We start from the raw sequence: 17,561 nt of genomic DNA, 5'->3' as shown, positions 1-17,561 counted from the left end.
TCTGCATCGTTCTGATCCGCTGGGGCCGGCCTTCAATCTGCCACCGACACCTCCAAATTGCGAACGATTCTCAACTGAGTGGCGGTATTGCGCAACATTTTGGCAATATCGCTCAAGCTGCCAAGGCCATCGCGCCGGGTTGCGCTTCGCCGGACGGGCGGCCTGGCTAGGTCGCGCGGTTAGGTCGGCGGAGCTTCAGCGTCGGCCGCGCGACGAAGAAGGCGATCAGGAGCAGCGTGGCGTCGACCGCCCAGCTTGCCGGGTCGATGCCGGAAAGACCGCCCGTTGCGCTGAGCGTGGCATGGACCAGCGCCAGCCCTGCCAGCGCCACGGCCGTTGCCGCGCGCAACCCGTCGCCCAGGCGCAGCTGCGTCGTGGGGAAACATGCCAGCGCATAGGCTGCTATGGTGCCTGCGGCCCAACCCAGCAGGGGCGCGGCCTTTGCGTCCGTTGCAAGCGACGGGATCGCCGCAAGCGCGAGCGCCAGCGGTTGCCCCCAGATTGTGGCTGTCCACAGCCGCTCCATGGCCGGCATGGGGCGCCCCTTGTCACGTCGGCGCGTCAACCAGATCTTGAACCCGCTCGCAGTGATGCCGCACATCGACAGGCCGAGGAGGCCGTAAGCGAGCTTGACGAAAATCCCGCCGAACCAGCCAAAGTGGATCGGCTGAATGGCAAAGATCATCTGCTGGCTGAAGGGCCGTCTGGTTACGTCGGACGCAAAGACCTTCCGGCCTTTGCTGTCATAGACGACGCGCTCTTCGAGAAAGAGGCTTCGCGGATCGCGCAGGCCAATTCCGATCAGCTGCCCCTTGGCGCCCGGCTGCTGGATGTCGATGGACTGGAGCGCAAGGCCGGGGGCGGCGGCGGTCGCTGCGGCGATGAAGGGCCCGACCGAAGGAAGCGGACCCGTACGAGACGCGTGAGCCGCCGGTCGCGCGACCGGGCCCGCGAAATCGGCAAAGGCCTTGAACATGTCCCCCTTGTACGTGGTCGCAGCAACACTTCCGAAAACGATGATGAAGACGCCCAGGAAGGCGGCGGTGAACGCGATGATGAGGTGGAAAGGCAGCCCCCAGGTGCCCATGCGGTTATGGAGGCCGGCCTGGCCCACTCGCACGGATCCGCCGCTGCGAAGCCGGAAAGCATCTTTGAGGATGCGCGGATGGGCAAGAACCCCGGAAATCACCAGCGCCAGCAACGCCATCCCCGCCAACGCAACGATCACCGTGCCGATGCCGAACGGCAGATGGAGGTCGACATGCAGCCGCACCAGAAAGTCGCTGACATCGTGGCGCACCTTCATCGCGGGGTGGCCGGATGCGTCGGCGAACCAGCTCCCGCTCCCCGCACCCTCGCGACCTCTTGCCGAGAGCAGAAGATGCGGATTGTGGGGCGAGGGGAGGGTTACGGAAACCGATTGCGCCGCGTCCTCGGGCCCTTTCTCGCGGAGCGCTGCAATGCCCAGATCAATCGCACCGGGAGCAACGGCGAGCACCCGAGGGGCTGCGGGCTGTTCCCAGCGTTGCAGCTCCTGCACGAACACCACGACGCTTCCCGTCAGGCAAATCAGGTAAATCGCCGCGCTGAACGCGAGGCCCAGCGCGGAATGGCCCGCCAGTATGGCGCTGATCCAGCTATTGGAAAACAGCGATTTGCGCGCGGCGGGGCGGAGGGGATTGTTCATGCCAGCAGTATCCAGGCAATGGTGGAGCCGGCGATGGCGGACGCCCCGATCATGCCGAGCACAGGGCGCAGCATGACGCGGTCACTCAGCATCCAGATGACGAGACATGCCCAAAGCAGCGGCACGAAGACGACGGCGGCAGCGAAACGGTCAAGCCGCGCCCCCGGCGCGATGCCTGCGGCCGCTGCACCGACCGCGTTTGCGGTGATCGCGGTGAGAAGAAGTGCGGCCGCGCCCCTTGCCCAACCACGCCAGCGGCCCCCGGGCCGTTCGTCAGGCTCGGGCGCCTTTTGTGCTTTGGCGCGTGGCTCCGATCGTCGGACCGGCTGCCGCTCCTCGCCGAATTTGACCACGATCATCGCGCAGAGGCTGAAGGCAAGCAGAACCGCCATCAGGCCGATGGCGACCCCAAGCCAGAGGGCATAAAGAAGAAGGGCGGGGATCAGCATCAGCCACCCCGCTGCCGCCCAACGCTTGCGCCGCATTCCAGCGCCTCGCCATGCTGTCCGCAGCATCAGGACCGACGCAAGGCACGCCGCCATCCCGAAAGCTCCCACTATCTGCATGATCAAAGGACTTCGGAGCCTCCGGTGCTTAAACGCGAATTGATCGTGATACGGCGATAGAGCGGTTCTCCGGCGGACGCCGTGTTCAACGCCGCCAAAGCGTTCCGAAATGCCGGCAGGCCCCGCCAGGATGTCCACCGGTGGAAGAGATTGGAACCTCAGCGACTCAAGGAGCTAGGATCGCAAAGCAAACTGGCCGGCATATCCACGTGAATGTTCCAACGGATATGCCAACCCGGTGCGTGCCTTAGTACCGCAAGTTCACGGTCAGCATGGCGTTTCGCGGCGCCCCCACTGCCGCCGTGTCAAAGAACCCGGCGCGCATCCAATACCGCTTGTCGGAAAGGTTATTGACGTTGACCGACGCAGACAGGCGATCGCTGAACGCATAGCGTGCCAGGGCATTGATCAGCGCGTAGCTTGCTTGCACGACCGTCGTGCCCGGCTGGATTCCGCCCCGACCGTCCGGCCGATTGGTCCCTGCGAACTGAATGTCGCTTTGCCAGTGGACACCGCCGCCGATCGTCAGCCTGTCCAACGATCCCGGCAGGCGATAGCTCGTGAAGAGCTTGACCGTTCGGCGCGGTTCCTGGGGATTGAGGCGTGCGCCGTCGGGGGTTTGGCTTTTCAGCCAGGTAAAGCCGCCGGACACATTCCAGCCCGGCAGAACTTCGCCGTTTGCTTCCAGTTCGATCCCTCTGGTCTTCGTCCCGTCGACTGCAACATAGGCAGTGTTCAGCGGGTTGCTCGGGTCGAAGAACCCAACATCCTGCTGTGCCAATTTGTCCAGCCGCGTGTCGAACAGGGTCAGCGAGGTGTTGAGGTCGCCTCCAAAGAACTCGCCTTTGACACCGACTTCCCGGCTATTGCCCTTGGTCGGCGCCAGGATGTTGCCGTTACGGTCCCTCCGGTCCGGCTGTGGCTTGAATATCTCCGTATAGCTCGCGAACAGCGTGAAATTCCTGGTCAGATCATAGGTCGTGCCGACATAGGGTGTGAACCTGTTCTGCCGATATCGAACGCTGGCGGAACCGGCTTCATCGTCATCCAACTCGAATCGATTGAAACGACCGCCAAGAATGACCTTCAGGCCATCCGCGGGCGACACGCGGGCTGCCGCATAGACCCCGTATTTCCTGGTCCTGACGTTCGAGGCCGTGCCCCATGGCATCGAATTGTTCTCGAAATCGATGCGAGGGATCGTGCCCACCTGATCGAGGGATGGCGCGGGCGTCGTCGAAAAGGGAAAATACGGGTTTATCGTCAGGCGAGAGCCCGGCGTATCCTGCTTCGTCCAGGACAGGGTGGTGCCGACAACCAGTTCGTGCTGCCTGCCGAAAAGCTCGACCGGCCCATTGGTTTGCAGGTCCAGCGTATCCTGCCGCGTCTTGCCGCTGAATTTCGTGCCGGCGTTGGCCACCGGGAAACCGGAGAAACCCGTCTGCCGATCAGGATAAAAGCCAATAGTCGCCCTGGGATTGGTGGGATCGATACCCACCAGCGCAGCCAATTCCGCGTCATGGTTCAGTTGCGAATGGGTGAGCGCGCTTTTGATCTTCCAGCCATTGGCGAATTCATGGGACAGGTTGACGAACGCCGTCTGGGATTCGACTGTATAAAAGGTCCATGGCGGCGACAGGGTCGCGGAACGGCGCAGGTCCGTCGTCAGCGTGCCGTCGCTGTAGAAGAGCGGCGCGGCGCCCCAGGTCGAACCCTTCGGCAGATTGTGCTGATATTCGAAGCCTGCGGTCAGGATCGTATGATCGGTCAGATCGGCTTCGATCACGCCATAGCCGATGGCCTTTTTCTGCTGGTAGAAATCGAGATAAGATTTCTGATCCTGATAGACGCCGATGAGCCGCGCGCGGATCATGCCATTCGCCGTCAGCGGCGTGGAAACGTCGAGCGTGCCGCGATAATTGTCCCACGATCCTGCCTGCGCCGACGCACCGACGGCGAAGTCCTTCTTCGGTCGCTTGCGGATCAGATTGATCGACGCCGATGGATTGCCCGCGCCGGTAAGCAGGCCGGTTGCGCCCCTCACGACCTCGATGCGGTCGTAGAGTGCGGTGTCGATGAACCCGATGCCGTTATCGAGTGAACTCACCACACCGTCGTACATGATGTTGTCGACACTGAAGCCGCGTGAGGAATAGTTGACCCGCTCAGAATCGATATAATTCCGTGTCACGCCGGCCGCGCTTTGCAGCACCGAGTCGAGATTTGTGAGGTTCTGGTCTTCCATATTCTGGCTGGTGATGACGGTAACCGCCTGTGGAATCGCCCTCAGCCTGAGCGGCAGGCCGAGCGCAGCGCCCGTTGAACGCGTCGTATAAGAGCCGGAGCGTTCCGTGGTCTCACCCTCCTGAATGCCGGTGACGATGATGTCGGCGGGGTCGGTGATCGCATCCGGATCATCATGGCGGGACGTGTTTCGCTGCGCATCCCGTCGATTGTCGGACTGCGCCTGGGCCGCGCTGTGTGCTGCGATGATCGCACATGCGATGAGGCCGCTTACGCCTTTGGCGATTGCGCGCTTGCCTCGTCCATTATGGTCTTCCAGCCGACCCGCACGATTTCGGACGCCGTCTTTTCCCCCGAACATTGAAACCCCTTGACCAGATTTTGCGAATGCCTCGCATTATCCTGTCATACTTCGATGGCTGAAGGGGGCGTAGGACGATCTCGCCAAATCATATTGCAAAACTGCCAATGCGCCTGACGCGACACATGTGCGACGGCCCGGGAGGGGCATTCCAGCGGCTGGGAACCGACGATATCGACCTGTACTGGACCCATGTCGCGGATCGCACGACCTCGATATGACGTAACTGCACGGCTACGGCTTCCCCGCGAACGCGGCGGCCCGACGTCCAGGGCGCCCCGACACCCACACTTCGGTTTCAGACAGCCTCTGAATCTGGCCCGCGCCCCCAGAGCAACCGCCACTCTGAACGGCAAGCATATATGAAAGTGAATTTGCATATACGACATCATCGTGTAGAAAACCTTTGTTCACGATAGGCGTCGGCAACCGGGGAAGGGCTTCAGCGCCGCCCTCGGAAACGAACACGCAGCGCAACGCGGGAGACGATGTATGAAAGCTTGCCTATTTCGCGGTGTTGCGCGAATTCCGATGCCGCCGTCGCGTTCTACGAAAAGGGTCAGCTTCGCGCCGCGTATATATATGGCGCGATAGCTGTCGGATCTCACCGCAGACCCGGACGGGTGTTGCAGAATTCGCAAATGCGGCCACGGTAAACGTGATGCTGGCGTACAGATCTCTTACGAAGAGCGTCATCTTGACGGGGGACGCCGCCAATCTGACAGACTCGTGCTGTGACCTGGTGCTCGCGATCAGGCCGGGCGGCGAGACGCTTCTCGCACGACGCGCCTGTTAGTTTGGAAGCGATACGGCGGGGGAAGAAATTGGTAATGGAAGGCAGGATCATGCAGCGGTTCGTGAAAGCACTCGCATCGGCCATTGTGGCGCTGCCGGCGGCGGCGCAGGCGCAGGTGCCGGATACCATCCTTTACGGCGTCGCTTATTATGACGAGTACACGCCGGTCGACCGCGTCGATGAGGACGCGCGGATGATGAAGGCGGCAGGGATCAGTGTCGTCCGCATCGCGGAGTCGACCTGGGGCACGCTTGAGCCGCAGCCCGGCGTCTTCGATTTCAGCCATGTCGACCGCATGCTCGCCGCGATGCATAAGCAGGGCATCAAGGTGATCGTCGGCACGCCCACCTATGCCGTGCCGACATGGCTCGCGCGCCAGCATCCCAATGTGCTCGTCGTCGGCCGCGACGGTGTCCGCGCGCAATATGGCACCCGGCAGAACATGGACATCACCGATCCCGACTACCGCGCTGCGGCCGAGCGGGTGATTGTCGCGCTGGTCGACCATGTGAAGGATCATCCTGCGGTGATCGGCTACCAGCTCGACAACGAGACCAAGCCCTATGGCACCAGCGGCCCGGCGGTGCAGGCGGGGTTTGTCCAGTCGATAAAAGCGAAATGGCCGAGCCTTGATGCCCTGAACCAGGCGTGGGGCCTGAATTACTGGTCGAACCGGATCAACCGGTGGGAGGATTTCCCGTCGACCAACGGCTCGATCAACGCCAGCATGTCCAACGCCTTCGCCGCCTACCAGCGCAGCCTCGTCACCGATTTCCTGGCGTGGCAGGCCAAGCTGGTGCGCGCCCATGCCCGGCCCGGCCAGTTCATGACGCAGAATTTCGATCTGGGCTGGCGCGAGGGCTCCTATGGCATCCAGCCGGAGGTCGACCATTGGAAGGCGGCACGGTCGCTCGATATCGCCGGCATCGACATCTATCATCCAACGCAGGACAAGCTGACCGGCGCGGAGATCGCCTTTGGGGGCGACGAGGCCCGCTCGATCCGCAACGGACAGAATTATCTGGTGCTGGAAACCGAGGCGCAGGGCTTTCCGCAATGGACGCCCTATCCGGGCCAGCTTCGTCTGCAGGCGTTCAGCCATCTCGCCTCGGGTGCGCAGATGGTTGAATACTGGCACTGGGCGACCACCGCCAACGCGGTCGAAACCTACTGGCGCGGGCTGCTGTCGCAGGACTACAAGCCCAATGCGGAATATGCGGCGGCAAAAGAGATCGGCGCCGAGATCGCGCGCCTCGGCCCGAAGCTGGCTGGCATGACGAAGCACAACCAGGTCGCCGTCTATGTCAGCAACACCGCCCAGACCGCGTTCAATTCGTTCAAGCCGGCGGGCATCGAATATAACCAGGTGATGCGCCCCTTTTACGATGCGCTCTACCGGATGAATGTCGAGGCCGACATCCTGTCGCCCGACAGCACGCGGAAGCTCGATGACTACAAGCTCATCGTCGTGCCGGCGCTTTACGCGGCGAGCGACGCCGAGATCGCGCGGCTGAATGACTATGCCAAGCGCGGCGGCCACCTGCTCTACACGTTCAAAAGCGGCTTTTCGGACGAGAACACCAAGGTCCGCTATGCTGCGCAGCCGGGTGCGATCGCCGAGGCGGCGGGCGTCACCTATCAGGAGTACACGATTCCCGTCGGGGTCACGCTGGCGGGCAATCCGTTCGGGGTTTCGGATGCCGACAACGCGCCGCGCTGGTGGATGGAGATGTTGAAGCCCACCACCGCCGAAGTCGTGGCGCGCTATCAGCATCCGTCATGGCCGGCTGGCGCCGCGATGACCCGCAACCACTGGGGCAAAGGCGAGGTCAGCTATGTCGGCTTCATGCCGAGCGACGCGCTGGCCGAGAAGATCGTCGCTGCGGAGGTCGCGCGTGCGGGTGTCGAGCCATCGGTCGCCGGCGTGCAATTCCCGCTGATCGTGCGCGGCGGCACGCTGAAGAACGGCCACAAGGTCCGGTACGTGCTCAATTATTCGGCTGTGCCACAGCATCTGGCCGCCCCCGCTTCCGGCACGGAATTGTTGCATGAGCGCAAGGTGCAGCGCGGCGGATCGATCGACCTTGCCGCGTGGGACGTCGCCATCATCGAGGAAGATGGCCGATCCGACTGATGGCCGCTGTATAGGTCGAAGCGAACGGGAGGTTGCGTGAACAAGAAGAACGTACCGCTTAGCTGGGCCATCACCCGGCGGGCGCTGCTCGGCAGCGGTGCGGGCGCGGCGATCCTGTCGAGCGGCGTGGTGCAAGCCGCGACGCGGATTGTCTTCCCGGATCTTGTGATCCGGTCCGGCGACCTCTCGATTGCCGTTACGGCAATGAGCGATCGTGCGTTCCGCGTTCGCGTCGCGCCCGTTGGCGCGCCCCCCGCAACGCCGAGCGAGATGCTGGCGCCCATCGCGAGTCCGCCAATTCCCGAGCGGACCCGGGAGGGCGGCCGAACGCGGCTGACGCTTCCGCACGCACAATGCACTTGGGATGAGGCGACAGGATGCCTGTCGTTCCATGACGGCGCGGGTAACCTGCTGCTCAGCGAAGCACCCGGATCGCGCCACGTCGCGCAATCTACGATCGGCAACGCGCCGACCCTTGCCGTGACGCAAGGCTTCGCCAGCCCCGCCGACGAACGCCTCTACGGCACGGGCTGCTTTCAGGACGGCCATCTTGATATTCGGGGCCTGCCACGCCGCCTGACGCAGGTGAATACGCAGATCAGCCAGCCGTTCGTGCTGTCGAGCAAGGGCTATGGTGTGTTGTGGCACAATCCCGGCATGGCAGAGCTGAACCGGCCGGACCGGCCGATCGCGTTGACCCGGCAGGCGGCAGCGGGCGCGGCGCGCATGGCGGATGTGACCACCTCCACCGGCAATGCCCGCGTCCAGCGCCGCGATGCCGAGTTCACCGGCAAGTTCACGGTCCCGCAGGGTGGGCGCTATGCGTTCCTGCTCGATCTCGGCCGCAAGATGTCTTCGCGCCATTATGTGGAGATCGACGGCAAGCCACTGACGGATCACGCCAATCTCTGGCTGCCTCCGACCGCCAGCTTCATCGGCGAGCTTGCCGCGGGAGAGCACAGCGTGCTGGTGCGGGCGGGCGACGAGGATGTGCCGGTGCTCCACTTCGCACCCGTCGACAATCGCACGACTTGGTCGTCACCCGTATCCGAGGGGATCGATTATGTCGTGATCGCCGGGCCGACGGCGGAGGAGGTCATGAGCGGCTATCACGCCTTGCTCGGGCCGCAGCCGATGATGCCGCTATGGGCGCTCGGCTACATTCACTGCCGCGAGCGGTTTCACTCGTCGGACGAGATCCTGGCGACGGCACGCGAGTTCCGCGCGCGCAAGCTCCCCTGCGACATGATGGTGCAGGATTGGCAATATTGGGGAAAGTACGGCTGGAACGCCATGCGCTTCGACGAGGACCATTATCCCGATCCCGCAGGGCTGGTTCGCGACCTGCATGCGATGGACATGCGCCTGATGCTGTCGGTCTGGTCGAAGGTCGGCAAGGAAACAGCGCTGGGCAAGGACGTCGCGGCCAAGGGCTTCTACATTCCAGGCACCGAATGGATCGATTTCTTCAATCCCGTCGCCGCGCGCTTCTATGCCCGGCAGCAGAACCAGAAGCTCGCCGCCTTCGGCATCGACGCCTGGTGGCAGGACGCGACCGAACCCGAGAATGACGATCTGGCCGGACGGCCGATTTATGCGGCGCCGGGCCGCACCCAGCCGGGCGAGACCCGCCGTAACCTCTATCCGCTGCAAGTCAGCCGAACCGTGTATGAGGAACAGCGGCGCGCCTATCCGGACAAGCGGGTGATGATCCTCACCCGATCGGCCGCACCGGGCCAGCAACGCTATGGTGCGGCGACATGGTCGGGCGACATCGGCCATGATTGGGAGACGCTGAAACGGCAGATCCCGGCCGGGCTCAACATGGCTGCGGCGGGTCAGGCGTGGTGGACCGTTGACGCAGGGGGATTCTTCCGGCCGGGAAAGGGCCAATATACGGACCCTGCCTATCAGGAACGGTTCCTGCGCTGGTTCCAGTTCGCGACCTTCCTGCCGATGACGCGCGTCCACGGCTATATGACCGATACCGAATTCTGGCGCTACGGTGAGACGGTGGAGCGCGTCGCCCGCTTCTATCTCGAACTCCGCTATCGCATGCTGCCCTACACCTATGCGCTGGCAGCCGAGGCTTCGGCGGCCGGAATGCCGCTGATCCGGCCGCTGGTGTTCGACTTTCCAAACGATCCAAAAGCGCTGGATCAAGTTCACGCGTATATGTTCGGCAGCGCCATCCATGTCGCGCCGGTGCTGGCCGCGGGCGTGACGACATGGGACGTATACTTGCCGGTTTTGGAGGGCGGCTGGTACGATTTCTGGACAAACGAGCATCGTGAAGGCGGGCGGACGCATAGCGTTCCGGTGGCGCTGGACCGCATTCCGCTTCACGTGCGGGCGGGCAGTATCTTGCCGCTGGGGCCGGTCGGCCAATCGACGGCGAGGCTGCTCGGTGGCGCGCTCGATCTTGTCGTGTATCCCGGTCGGGACGGCGTCGCCTCGTTGTACGAGGATGACGGGCTCACCTATCGCTACGAACAAGGCGCGGCGGCGCGCACGACGCTGGAGTGGGATCAGGCGGCGGGCGTGCTCACGCTGGGCGCGCGGCGGGGCACGTATCCCGGCATGGCGAAGAGCCGCGCGATCCGCGCACATTTGATGCGCCCGGAGAACTCTGCGCTGTCGCTAAGCTCGGGTGTGGCGGTGGAGTATGCCGGGCGAACCAAGCGGATGATCCTGGGCACTTAGCTCTCTCGGCTCCCCAGCTAGGCGATCACGCGCGGCGACCAGTCGTGGGCTGATGCCGGCGGTTAAGCGGCGTGGTGAGTCACGCCCTTCGGCATTCCTATGCGTCGGAGCGGATCAGCTTGATGTCGTGATCCGCTGCCCAGCTGTGAACGTCTTCGCGGCGCAGCGCAGTCGCCATCAGATCGGGAAACTGATCGGGCGTGCAGGCAAACACCGGGATGCCGAGCGCGGCCACTTTCGCCGACAGCAGCGGATCGTAGGACGGCCGTCCGCTATCGGTCAGCGCCAGCAGGACGATGACATTGACGCCCGACAAGACAAGCCGAGCCAGCCGATCCAGCAGAGCCTCGGCATCGCCGCCTTCGTATCGTCGGCCAGCGCGCTGACCCACTCCGGCGTATCGACCGCCACACGCCCCCCCATGCATCGTGGCGAGCATAGCAAACCCGCTTCAAAAAAGAACACGCTTGTTTCGGGGCTGGCCGGCAAACGAAGGCAAGGCGATCGGTCGGTTTCGGCCACAAGGCCCGACCGTACCCAAAGCCACTTCAGGCTTGCGCCATCAGCGCCGCGTATAGTGCGGCACCGACGCCCGGCGTGTGGCGCGGCTCGACGATTTCGTAGCGAGATTGCGCTTGCAGGCTGCGCAGGAACGGCGTCCGCACCGTATCCAATTTGGTCAGCACCCCGCCCGACCAGGACAGCAGCACGGTCTCCTCGTCGGCGAACCCCAACCGCTTGCGCAGCGCCTGTGCGAGTCCCGCAAGTTCCGCGCCCGCTTGCTCCAAAATCGCCGCCGCCGCCATGTCGCCAGCCTCGGCCGCCTGCGAGACGATCGGAGCGAGCCCGGCGATCGCATCGCGCGCCATGCCGTGTTCGCCCATCACCTTCGCGCAGATGTCGAGGTCGTTCGCCAGACCGAGCGCCGCACGGAAACCGTCGTGCAGCGGCCCCACCGGCAACCGACCGTCGCTCATCCGCGTGAAGGCGTTGAGCCCCTGGATGGCGATCCAATAGGCAGAGCCCTCGTCGCTGAACATCTCGCCCCAGCCGCCGACACGCGCCTTGCGGCCCTGCCGCTCGCCATAGCCGATCGATCCGGTGCCGGCGACGAGGTTGATGCCGTCGGCACACGCGAGCGAACCCGCCCAGCCGCACACCATGTCGTTGTCGCACGCATAGCGATCATGCCCGAGCAGCCGTCCGCACGCGGCGGCAAGCAGCGGATCGACGGCAGCATCCTCACCAAACGCGGGCAGACCGAAAAACGCGTAGCGAATTTCGGCGGCGGATATGGCTAGCTGCGCGCACACCGCGCCGATCCCCTCGGCGAGCCGCCTGACCGCCTCATCGAAACCCACCTGAAGATGATAGGTCGTGCCGGTCAGCGCGCGCGCCACCACCTGCCCGCTCTCGTCGATGCAGACGAACTCGGTCTTGGTGCCGCCGCCATCGACGCCGAGGAATATAGTCATGCCGCCAGCGTGTGGATACGGACGCCCTGCACGACGCGGTTGACGGTGCCGCTCGCATTGGGCTGGTCGGGCGTGCGACCGAGGCGCAGCGAGCAATGCAGCCCGTAGAGTTGCGGAAACACGATGTAGGGGAACAGCAGATCGGCATCGGCGAACCCGGCCGCGCCCTCCACCTGCAGGGTTTCGCCGTCCGTATCCTGCGCGGCGATAACGATCACCGCACCGCAGCGCCCGTCGCCGCGCAACTCCGCGATCATGTCGAGATCGTACAGCCGGGTGAGCGGATCGTTCGAGACGAACACCACCACCAACGTGCGCGGCGTCACGATCGTCTTGGGGCCGTGCCGGAAGCCGAGCGACGAATCGAACGCGGTCGGGATCGCGCCGTCGGTCAGCTCAAGCAGTTTCAGCGCTGCCTCGCGGGCAAGCCCCTGGAACACGCCGCTGCCGAGATACACCACCCGCTCGAAATCGGCACTGGCGAGCGCGGCTGCCTCGCCTTCCGATCGCGCAAGCATCGCGTCGACCGCGCGCGCGATCGCCTCGACACGCGCGGGCATCGCGCCGAGCCCGGTGAAGATCGATAACGCCGCGAGCATCATCGCGCTGAAGCTCGAGGTCATCGCGAACGCCCGGTCATGCGTCGCCTCGGGCAGCAGCACGACATGGTTGTTGCCCGAAGCCCGCCGCGACAGCGCGCCCTCCGCGTTGCAGGTGATGACGAGGTGATGGATCGCGGCGACGCGCGCATCGGCGAGATCGACCGCGGCGATGCTCTCCGGGCTGTTGCCTGACCGGCCGAACGACACCATCAGCGTCGGCCGCGCGGCATCGAGATACAAATGCGGCGCGCTGACGATATCGGTGGTCGCCACCGCCTCGACCGGGCGGCGCAGCGTCGCGGTCAACCACGGTGCCAGACATTCGCCGATGAAGGCCGAGGTGCCGGCACCGCACAGCATGATGCGCAGATCGGGCAGGTCGAGCAACGGCTGCACGAAAGCTTCGATGTCGGCGCGAGTCGCGTCGAGCACCGCCTGGGTCGCGCGCAAGGTCGCGGGCTGTTGCAGGATTTCGCGCCGCGTCCAGCTTTCGGCGCCTGCGGCCGGCTGATCGGCCGCAAGGGTGGTTTCAAACATTGGGATTGCAGGCTCCATGATAAGCATCGAGCGTCGCGCCGATGTGCGCGACGATCAGATCGATCGGGTCCAGTGTCGCGGTGCCATCGCGCACCGCCGCGTAGGCGATGGGCAGATATTGGCTGAGCAGCGGCAGCGGCGGGACTTCGCCACGCAGATTGTCGAAAAGCCGCCCCTGCGCCGCGGCGATCTCGGCGTCGGGCCAGTAATAGCGGATGCGGTCGCTCAGACTGTATTGCAGTTGTAGATCGAGCGCGTCGCCGGTCTCGTGGTAATATTTGCGCCAATGGCCCGGCTCGGCCTTCATCCGGGCGATCGCGACGTCACGCAGATTTGCGCGCCTGGCTGGCGCCACGGTTTCACGCTCGATCGCGTCGAGCGCCCATAAAGCCTCGCGCAAGGCGAAGGTGACGCCCGGCCCGACCTTGAGAATCGCGAAATGGTCGCGCACCAAAGCGCTCAGCGCTGCCGGCGTCTGGTAATCGGTCGAATGCGCCTCGAAGACGACGTGATCGACCGGCACGATCGCGGCACTGAGCGCGGTCGCGGCGTCAGGGCGGTAATCGACCACCTTCATATGGTCGAACTCGACGCCCGGCTGGACCACGGTCGCGATCACCCGCTCCCACGCGTCCTGCAAGCCCCGCTCGCGGAACAGCGCGCGGTGCATGTCGAGCGTGGCCAGCGCCGCTTCGGGCGTGGTCACCGCGAGCGTGTCGAGATCCTCGGCGGCACCGCCCGGCACCGGCACTTCGGTGCCGATCACATAGACCGGCGCTTCGGCGGGATGGCCGGAATAGGCGTCCTCGGCGACTCGGCACAGCCGCGCGGCGCGCTCGGCGATGGTGCGTTCGGGGAGCGGCGCGGGATCGTCGGCGCAACTCATCGAGCAATCGAGATGGATCTTGGCGAAACCGGCGCGGACATAATCGGCGATCATCACCTCGGCCTTGGCCATCGCGGCGTCGGCTGGCAGGCTGGTCCAGGCGTTGGGGCCGAGATGGTCGCCGCCCAGCACGAGCCGATCGAGCGGGAAATCGAGCCGTGTCGCGATCGCTTCGACGAACGCACGGAAAGCGACGGGCACCATACCCGTATAGCCGCCGTCCTGATTGACCTGGTTGGACGTCGCCTCGATCAGCACGAACGGCGCGGCGTTGCGCAGCGCGTGCCGGAACGTCGCCTCGATCACGAGCGGGTGCGCCGAACAGACCGAGGTGACGCCGACACGTTTGCCGCTTTTGTGATCAGCGACGAGATTTCGAATCATTTCCATCGAATCCCTCCTTTCGCCACCTTTAGGGCCGCAGCGTACTTAATGCAAGAAAACGAAGCATAACGAAACATTGCTGGGATCGTTTAGGCATCTGCGGCCAAGGTCGTCTCGTCCTTCGCGTCCGGCTCGATCGCGAGCATCAACGATGCCGCCAGCGCGAGGCCGATACCGACCAGCTTGATCGGCCCCGGCACCACGCTCAGCGCGATGAGCGAGATGATCGCGGTGGCGAGCGGTGCGCCGGCGTTGGTCAGCGGCGCGACGATGATCGCCTTGCCGTATCGGAACGCGAACACCAAAGTCAGCGCGCCGACCGCGTTGAGCATCTGGATCAGGGCGGCGAGGGCAGGGCCATCGAGACCATAATTGATCGGACGGCTGAAGTCGGTCAGCGCCAGCGCGACGGGCACCAAGGCCAGCCCCGTCACCGTCATGTAGAAGAAGATGCTCTCGCCCGACATGATGTGATTGGCCGATTTCATGAAATAGGCCTGAAGCCCCCAGCACAGCATCACGATCACCGCCAGCACCAGCCAGCCGCCGCCATGCGCATCACCACCCGGCGCGAAATCGAAGGTCGGCAGCGCGAGCAGCGCGAGCGCGATGCCGACCGCGCCGAGCCGTCCGGTGCGCTCGCCCATGAACAGGAACGACAAGGCGATGGTGACGACCGGCGACAGCGAAATCACCGGGAAGATCAGATAGGCCGGCCCGCGCGTGACCGCGTAGAACAGCACCATCTGCCCGCCCGCGCCGAGCACGCCGACCGCGAGACCATAAGCGATCGCGCGCGGATTGACGTCGAGCTTCCACTTCGCCAGCCCGAGCACGATCAGTGCGGGCGGGATCATCGTCAGCGCCCACACGCAATAGACCAGCGTCTCAGGGAAACCGTGCTGCGGCGACAGCCCGGAGAACGCGCCCCAGATACCCCACAGCACGACGGTGGCGAGGGCGTTGAGCAGCCAGGCGCGGCCGCTTGGGGAGGCGCTTGTGCTCATGCGGCGGTCTTTCCATCGATTGGCGTGGCCTGGACGAGCAGGAAATGCTCGAAGCGGGCGGGGATGGTCGCTTCGGGGCCGCTCACGGTGCCGAGCGGCTGGCCGGTGAAGCCATCGGTGAGGCGATGGCGGCCCGGCGGCAGTCCGCGCAACGCGACCGGGCCGGACCAGCGATCGGCGTAGAAAGCGTAATGCATCTGTCCACCCGCGCGGATCGCGTGCCCCTCGGGCTTGTCGAAGCCGATGTCGTACAGCGCGCCGAGATACTCGCCCTTGGGCAGCATGTTGGCGTGGTACAAAGCGATCCACTTGCGCCACAACGCTTCCTTTTCAGGGTTGAGCGCGATGCCGCCCGGCGGCAATGGATCGGTGGTGTTGACCGGATCGTTCGGCCAGGTGAATTTGGTCGAGAGGATCGCGCCGATCCCGTAATGCGTCGCGAAGTCGTTATGCCGGTCGCTCAGCTCGACATGGTCGCCGGCGAACGGCGCCGACGGCCCCATCATCGCCTTGAAGCTCTTGCCCTTGAGCCGGATCTGCCACGACGAGGTCGGGTCCGAGGCCGGCGTGTGGTTCATGCCGGGGATGTTGTGGAACGCGAAGGAATCGCCGCAGGGGCAGATTTCCATCACCGCTTGCGGGTTGATCGAGATCGCCTCGTCGTAGAGCGCCTTCCAGAAATCCTGGAGCTTTTCGTAGGATTCCTCGGGCCGGGCATGGTTATGCGCCGGGTTGTAGCAGGGCGCGACGCCGTTGAGGTGCTGGCCGTCGAGCTTGAGTCCCTCGAAGCCCCAGCCGAGGATGCGGCGGATCTGGCCGCGGAAATACTCCACCACCGGCGGATAGGCCGGGCAGAGCGTGAAGGCGTCCCAGAAACTGACGTTCTGCGCGGCGCCATTCTGGTCGAGCAGAAGCATGTCGGGATGGTCGCGCAGCAGATCGGTGCCGGGGTCCGCCGCGAGCGGGGCGAGCCACAGTCGTGGCCGCATGCCGCCGGCTTTGATCGCGCCGGCGAACGCCTTCATGTCGGCGTCCCCGCGGGGGAATTTGGCCGGGTTGAGCTTCCAGTCGCCCTCCGAGGTCTGCCAGCCATCGTCGAGCACCGCCCATTCGAGTCCGATCGCCTTGGCCTTGCCCATCGCGGTGAGGACTTCGGTGGTGGTGAAGTCACGGCCATAGCCCCACGCGCACCACACCGGCGCGTAGCTCGGCTCGGGGATCGCCGGCGCGGCGATGCCGCGCTCGGCCATCAGCCGGCGATAGGCGTCGAGCGGGCGGAAATGGTCGCCCTGCTGCACCATCAGGAACACCGGCGGCAGCGCCAGTGTCGCGCCGGGCGCAAGCAATGTGGCGGTGTCGCTGGCGATGGCGATGCGCGTGCCCGTCGGCTGGCCACCGACCGGGAGCGACACGAGGCGCGGCACCGTATCGATATGGCCGACGGCTATGCCGGCGTCGCGCCGCCACACCACCGCGACCGGGGTGCCGCCGCCGTAATCCGACGCGTTCATCCCCATGAAATTGCGCTGACCGAAGCCCGGCGCGACCTTTTGCACCCAGTCGCGACGATCGGGATAGGATGCCCCCGAGAAGCTCCACGCGCCCTCCGGGTGCGCGAGCAGGTCGTGAGTCGCCGCCTGCCAGCCGAGGATTTCGAGCGGCGCGGCGCCGGTGTTGCGATAGGTGATGTCGAGCAAGGCAAGACCGGGATAGCGATCGAGAAAGGTGACGGAGATGCGCTTCTCAAGCCAATCGGCGCCGCCGCGCAGATGATGGACATGGCCCGGGCCATGCGCGCCCGATACCGCCTCGCGGGTCTGGTCGAGCAGCAGGAAACGGTCGACAACGCGCTGGTCGCCGAGCCGGATCGCCTCCCCCGGCTCCATCGCGGTCAGCACGGTGCCGCCGCGCGAGATGCGCGAGTGCAGCCCGGAATCGAATTCGATGGTGAGAACGCCGTCGCTCACCTTGGTGATCGGCGCGTCCTTGATCGCGACCCGCGCGAACCCCGGCGAGGAGAGGAACATCGCCGCCGCGCCAGTAAGCGCGCTACGACGGGATATGCGGAACTGCGACACGAACAAGCCTCCCACGGAGCAAGCCGCTTAGCGGCCTTGAATGTCGATGTGCCCGATCACCAAGGCTTGCGCAAACCAAAACGCAACATAAGATCGATTTC

Annotated in this window: 11 protein-coding genes; 2 read left to right on the top strand and 9 right to left on the bottom strand. The window is 64.8% G+C overall.

Going from position 1 to position 17,561, the window contains the following annotated elements:
- Positions 1 to 166 precede the first annotated feature (166 nt).
- The 3 genes from J0A91_RS00330 to J0A91_RS00320 all read right to left on the bottom strand — a co-directional run bounded on the left by J0A91_RS00330 (position 167) and on the right by J0A91_RS00320 (position 4,858).
- Positions 167 to 1,687: a PepSY-associated TM helix domain-containing protein gene (locus J0A91_RS00330; protein WP_069203243.1), complete on the bottom strand. Its 1,521-nt coding sequence runs from the start codon at positions 1,685 to 1,687 to the stop codon at positions 167 to 169.
- On the bottom strand, positions 1,684 to 2,136 hold the full coding sequence (locus J0A91_RS00325) for a hypothetical protein (RefSeq protein ID WP_150126785.1): 453 nt from the start codon (positions 2,134 to 2,136) through the stop codon (positions 1,684 to 1,686). The genes J0A91_RS00330 and J0A91_RS00325 overlap by 4 nt, the downstream gene beginning before the upstream one ends.
- Before the next feature lie 364 nt (positions 2,137 to 2,500).
- A complete protein-coding gene (locus tag J0A91_RS00320; protein ID WP_083224414.1) occupies positions 2,501 to 4,858 on the bottom strand; it encodes a TonB-dependent siderophore receptor in 2,358 nt (785 codons plus the stop codon).
- Positions 4,859 to 5,688: 830 nt separating this feature from the next.
- On the opposite strand from J0A91_RS00320, the gene J0A91_RS00315 reads away from it, so the two are divergent.
- Both J0A91_RS00315 and J0A91_RS00310 read left to right on the top strand, forming a co-directional pair.
- Complete coding sequence (locus J0A91_RS00315; RefSeq protein ID WP_069203241.1) at positions 5,689 to 7,788, top strand: beta-galactosidase; 2,100 nt, start codon at positions 5,689 to 5,691, stop codon at positions 7,786 to 7,788.
- A gap of 36 nt (positions 7,789 to 7,824) precedes the next feature.
- On the top strand, positions 7,825 to 10,491 hold the full coding sequence (locus tag J0A91_RS00310) for a glycoside hydrolase family 31 protein (protein ID WP_069203240.1): 2,667 nt from the start codon (positions 7,825 to 7,827) through the stop codon (positions 10,489 to 10,491).
- Between the two features lie 97 nt (positions 10,492 to 10,588).
- On the opposite strand, the gene J0A91_RS00305 is transcribed toward J0A91_RS00310, so the two are convergent.
- The 6 genes from J0A91_RS00305 to J0A91_RS00280 all read right to left on the bottom strand — a co-directional run bounded on the left by J0A91_RS00305 (position 10,589) and on the right by J0A91_RS00280 (position 17,460).
- On the bottom strand, positions 10,589 to 10,930 hold the full coding sequence (locus J0A91_RS00305; RefSeq protein ID WP_240502145.1) for a VWA domain-containing protein: 342 nt from the start codon (positions 10,928 to 10,930) through the stop codon (positions 10,589 to 10,591).
- Positions 10,931 to 11,039: 109 nt separating this feature from the next.
- Positions 11,040 to 11,966 carry an N-acetylglucosamine kinase gene (locus J0A91_RS00300; RefSeq protein ID WP_069203238.1) on the bottom strand — a complete coding sequence of 309 codons (927 nt, stop codon included), beginning with the start codon at positions 11,964 to 11,966 and terminating at the stop codon, positions 11,040 to 11,042.
- Positions 11,963 to 13,105 carry an SIS domain-containing protein gene (locus J0A91_RS00295; protein ID WP_069203237.1) on the bottom strand — a complete coding sequence of 381 codons (1,143 nt, stop codon included), beginning with the start codon at positions 13,103 to 13,105 and terminating at the stop codon, positions 11,963 to 11,965. Before J0A91_RS00295 ends, J0A91_RS00300 begins: the two co-directional genes overlap by 4 nt.
- A complete protein-coding gene (locus tag J0A91_RS00290) occupies positions 13,098 to 14,381 on the bottom strand; it encodes a D-tagatose-bisphosphate aldolase, class II, non-catalytic subunit (protein WP_069203236.1) in 1,284 nt (427 codons plus the stop codon). The genes J0A91_RS00295 and J0A91_RS00290 overlap by 8 nt, the downstream gene beginning before the upstream one ends.
- Before the next feature lie 83 nt (positions 14,382 to 14,464).
- On the bottom strand, positions 14,465 to 15,382 hold the full coding sequence (locus J0A91_RS00285) for a DMT family transporter (RefSeq protein ID WP_069203235.1): 918 nt from the start codon (positions 15,380 to 15,382) through the stop codon (positions 14,465 to 14,467).
- On the bottom strand, positions 15,379 to 17,460 hold the full coding sequence (locus J0A91_RS00280) for a glycoside hydrolase family 36 protein (protein ID WP_240502144.1): 2,082 nt from the start codon (positions 17,458 to 17,460) through the stop codon (positions 15,379 to 15,381). Before J0A91_RS00280 ends, J0A91_RS00285 begins: the two co-directional genes overlap by 4 nt.
- Between the last annotated feature and the right edge of the window lie 101 nt (positions 17,461 to 17,561).

The sequence above is a fragment of the Sphingomonas panacis genome, from assembly GCF_001717955.1.
In the GTDB taxonomy this organism is placed as follows: domain Bacteria; phylum Pseudomonadota; class Alphaproteobacteria; order Sphingomonadales; family Sphingomonadaceae; genus Sphingomonas; species Sphingomonas panacis.
Note: the sequence above shows the minus strand (reverse complement) of the source record. Positions and strands in the feature narration are given on the sequence as shown.

Coding starts and splice junctions, on each gene's coding strand:
- J0A91_RS00330 (WP_069203243.1), bottom strand. CDS start 1,687: ATGAACAATCCCCTCCGCCCCGCCGCGCGCAAATCGCTGTTTTCCAAT.
- J0A91_RS00325 (WP_150126785.1), bottom strand. CDS start 2,136: ATGCTGATCCCCGCCCTTCTTCTTTATGCCCTCTGGCTTGGGGTCGCC.
- J0A91_RS00320 (WP_083224414.1), bottom strand. CDS start 4,858: ATGTTCGGGGGAAAAGACGGCGTCCGAAATCGTGCGGGTCGGCTGGAA.
- J0A91_RS00315 (WP_069203241.1), top strand. CDS start 5,689: ATGGAAGGCAGGATCATGCAGCGGTTCGTGAAAGCACTCGCATCGGCC.
- J0A91_RS00305 (WP_240502145.1), bottom strand. CDS start 10,930: ATGCTCGCCACGATGCATGGGGGGGCGTGTGGCGGTCGATACGCCGGA.
- J0A91_RS00300 (WP_069203238.1), bottom strand. CDS start 11,966: ATGACTATATTCCTCGGCGTCGATGGCGGCGGCACCAAGACCGAGTTC.
- J0A91_RS00295 (WP_069203237.1), bottom strand. CDS start 13,105: ATGTTTGAAACCACCCTTGCGGCCGATCAGCCGGCCGCAGGCGCCGAA.
- J0A91_RS00290 (WP_069203236.1), bottom strand. CDS start 14,381: ATGGAAATGATTCGAAATCTCGTCGCTGATCACAAAAGCGGCAAACGT.
- J0A91_RS00285 (WP_069203235.1), bottom strand. CDS start 15,382: ATGAGCACAAGCGCCTCCCCAAGCGGCCGCGCCTGGCTGCTCAACGCC.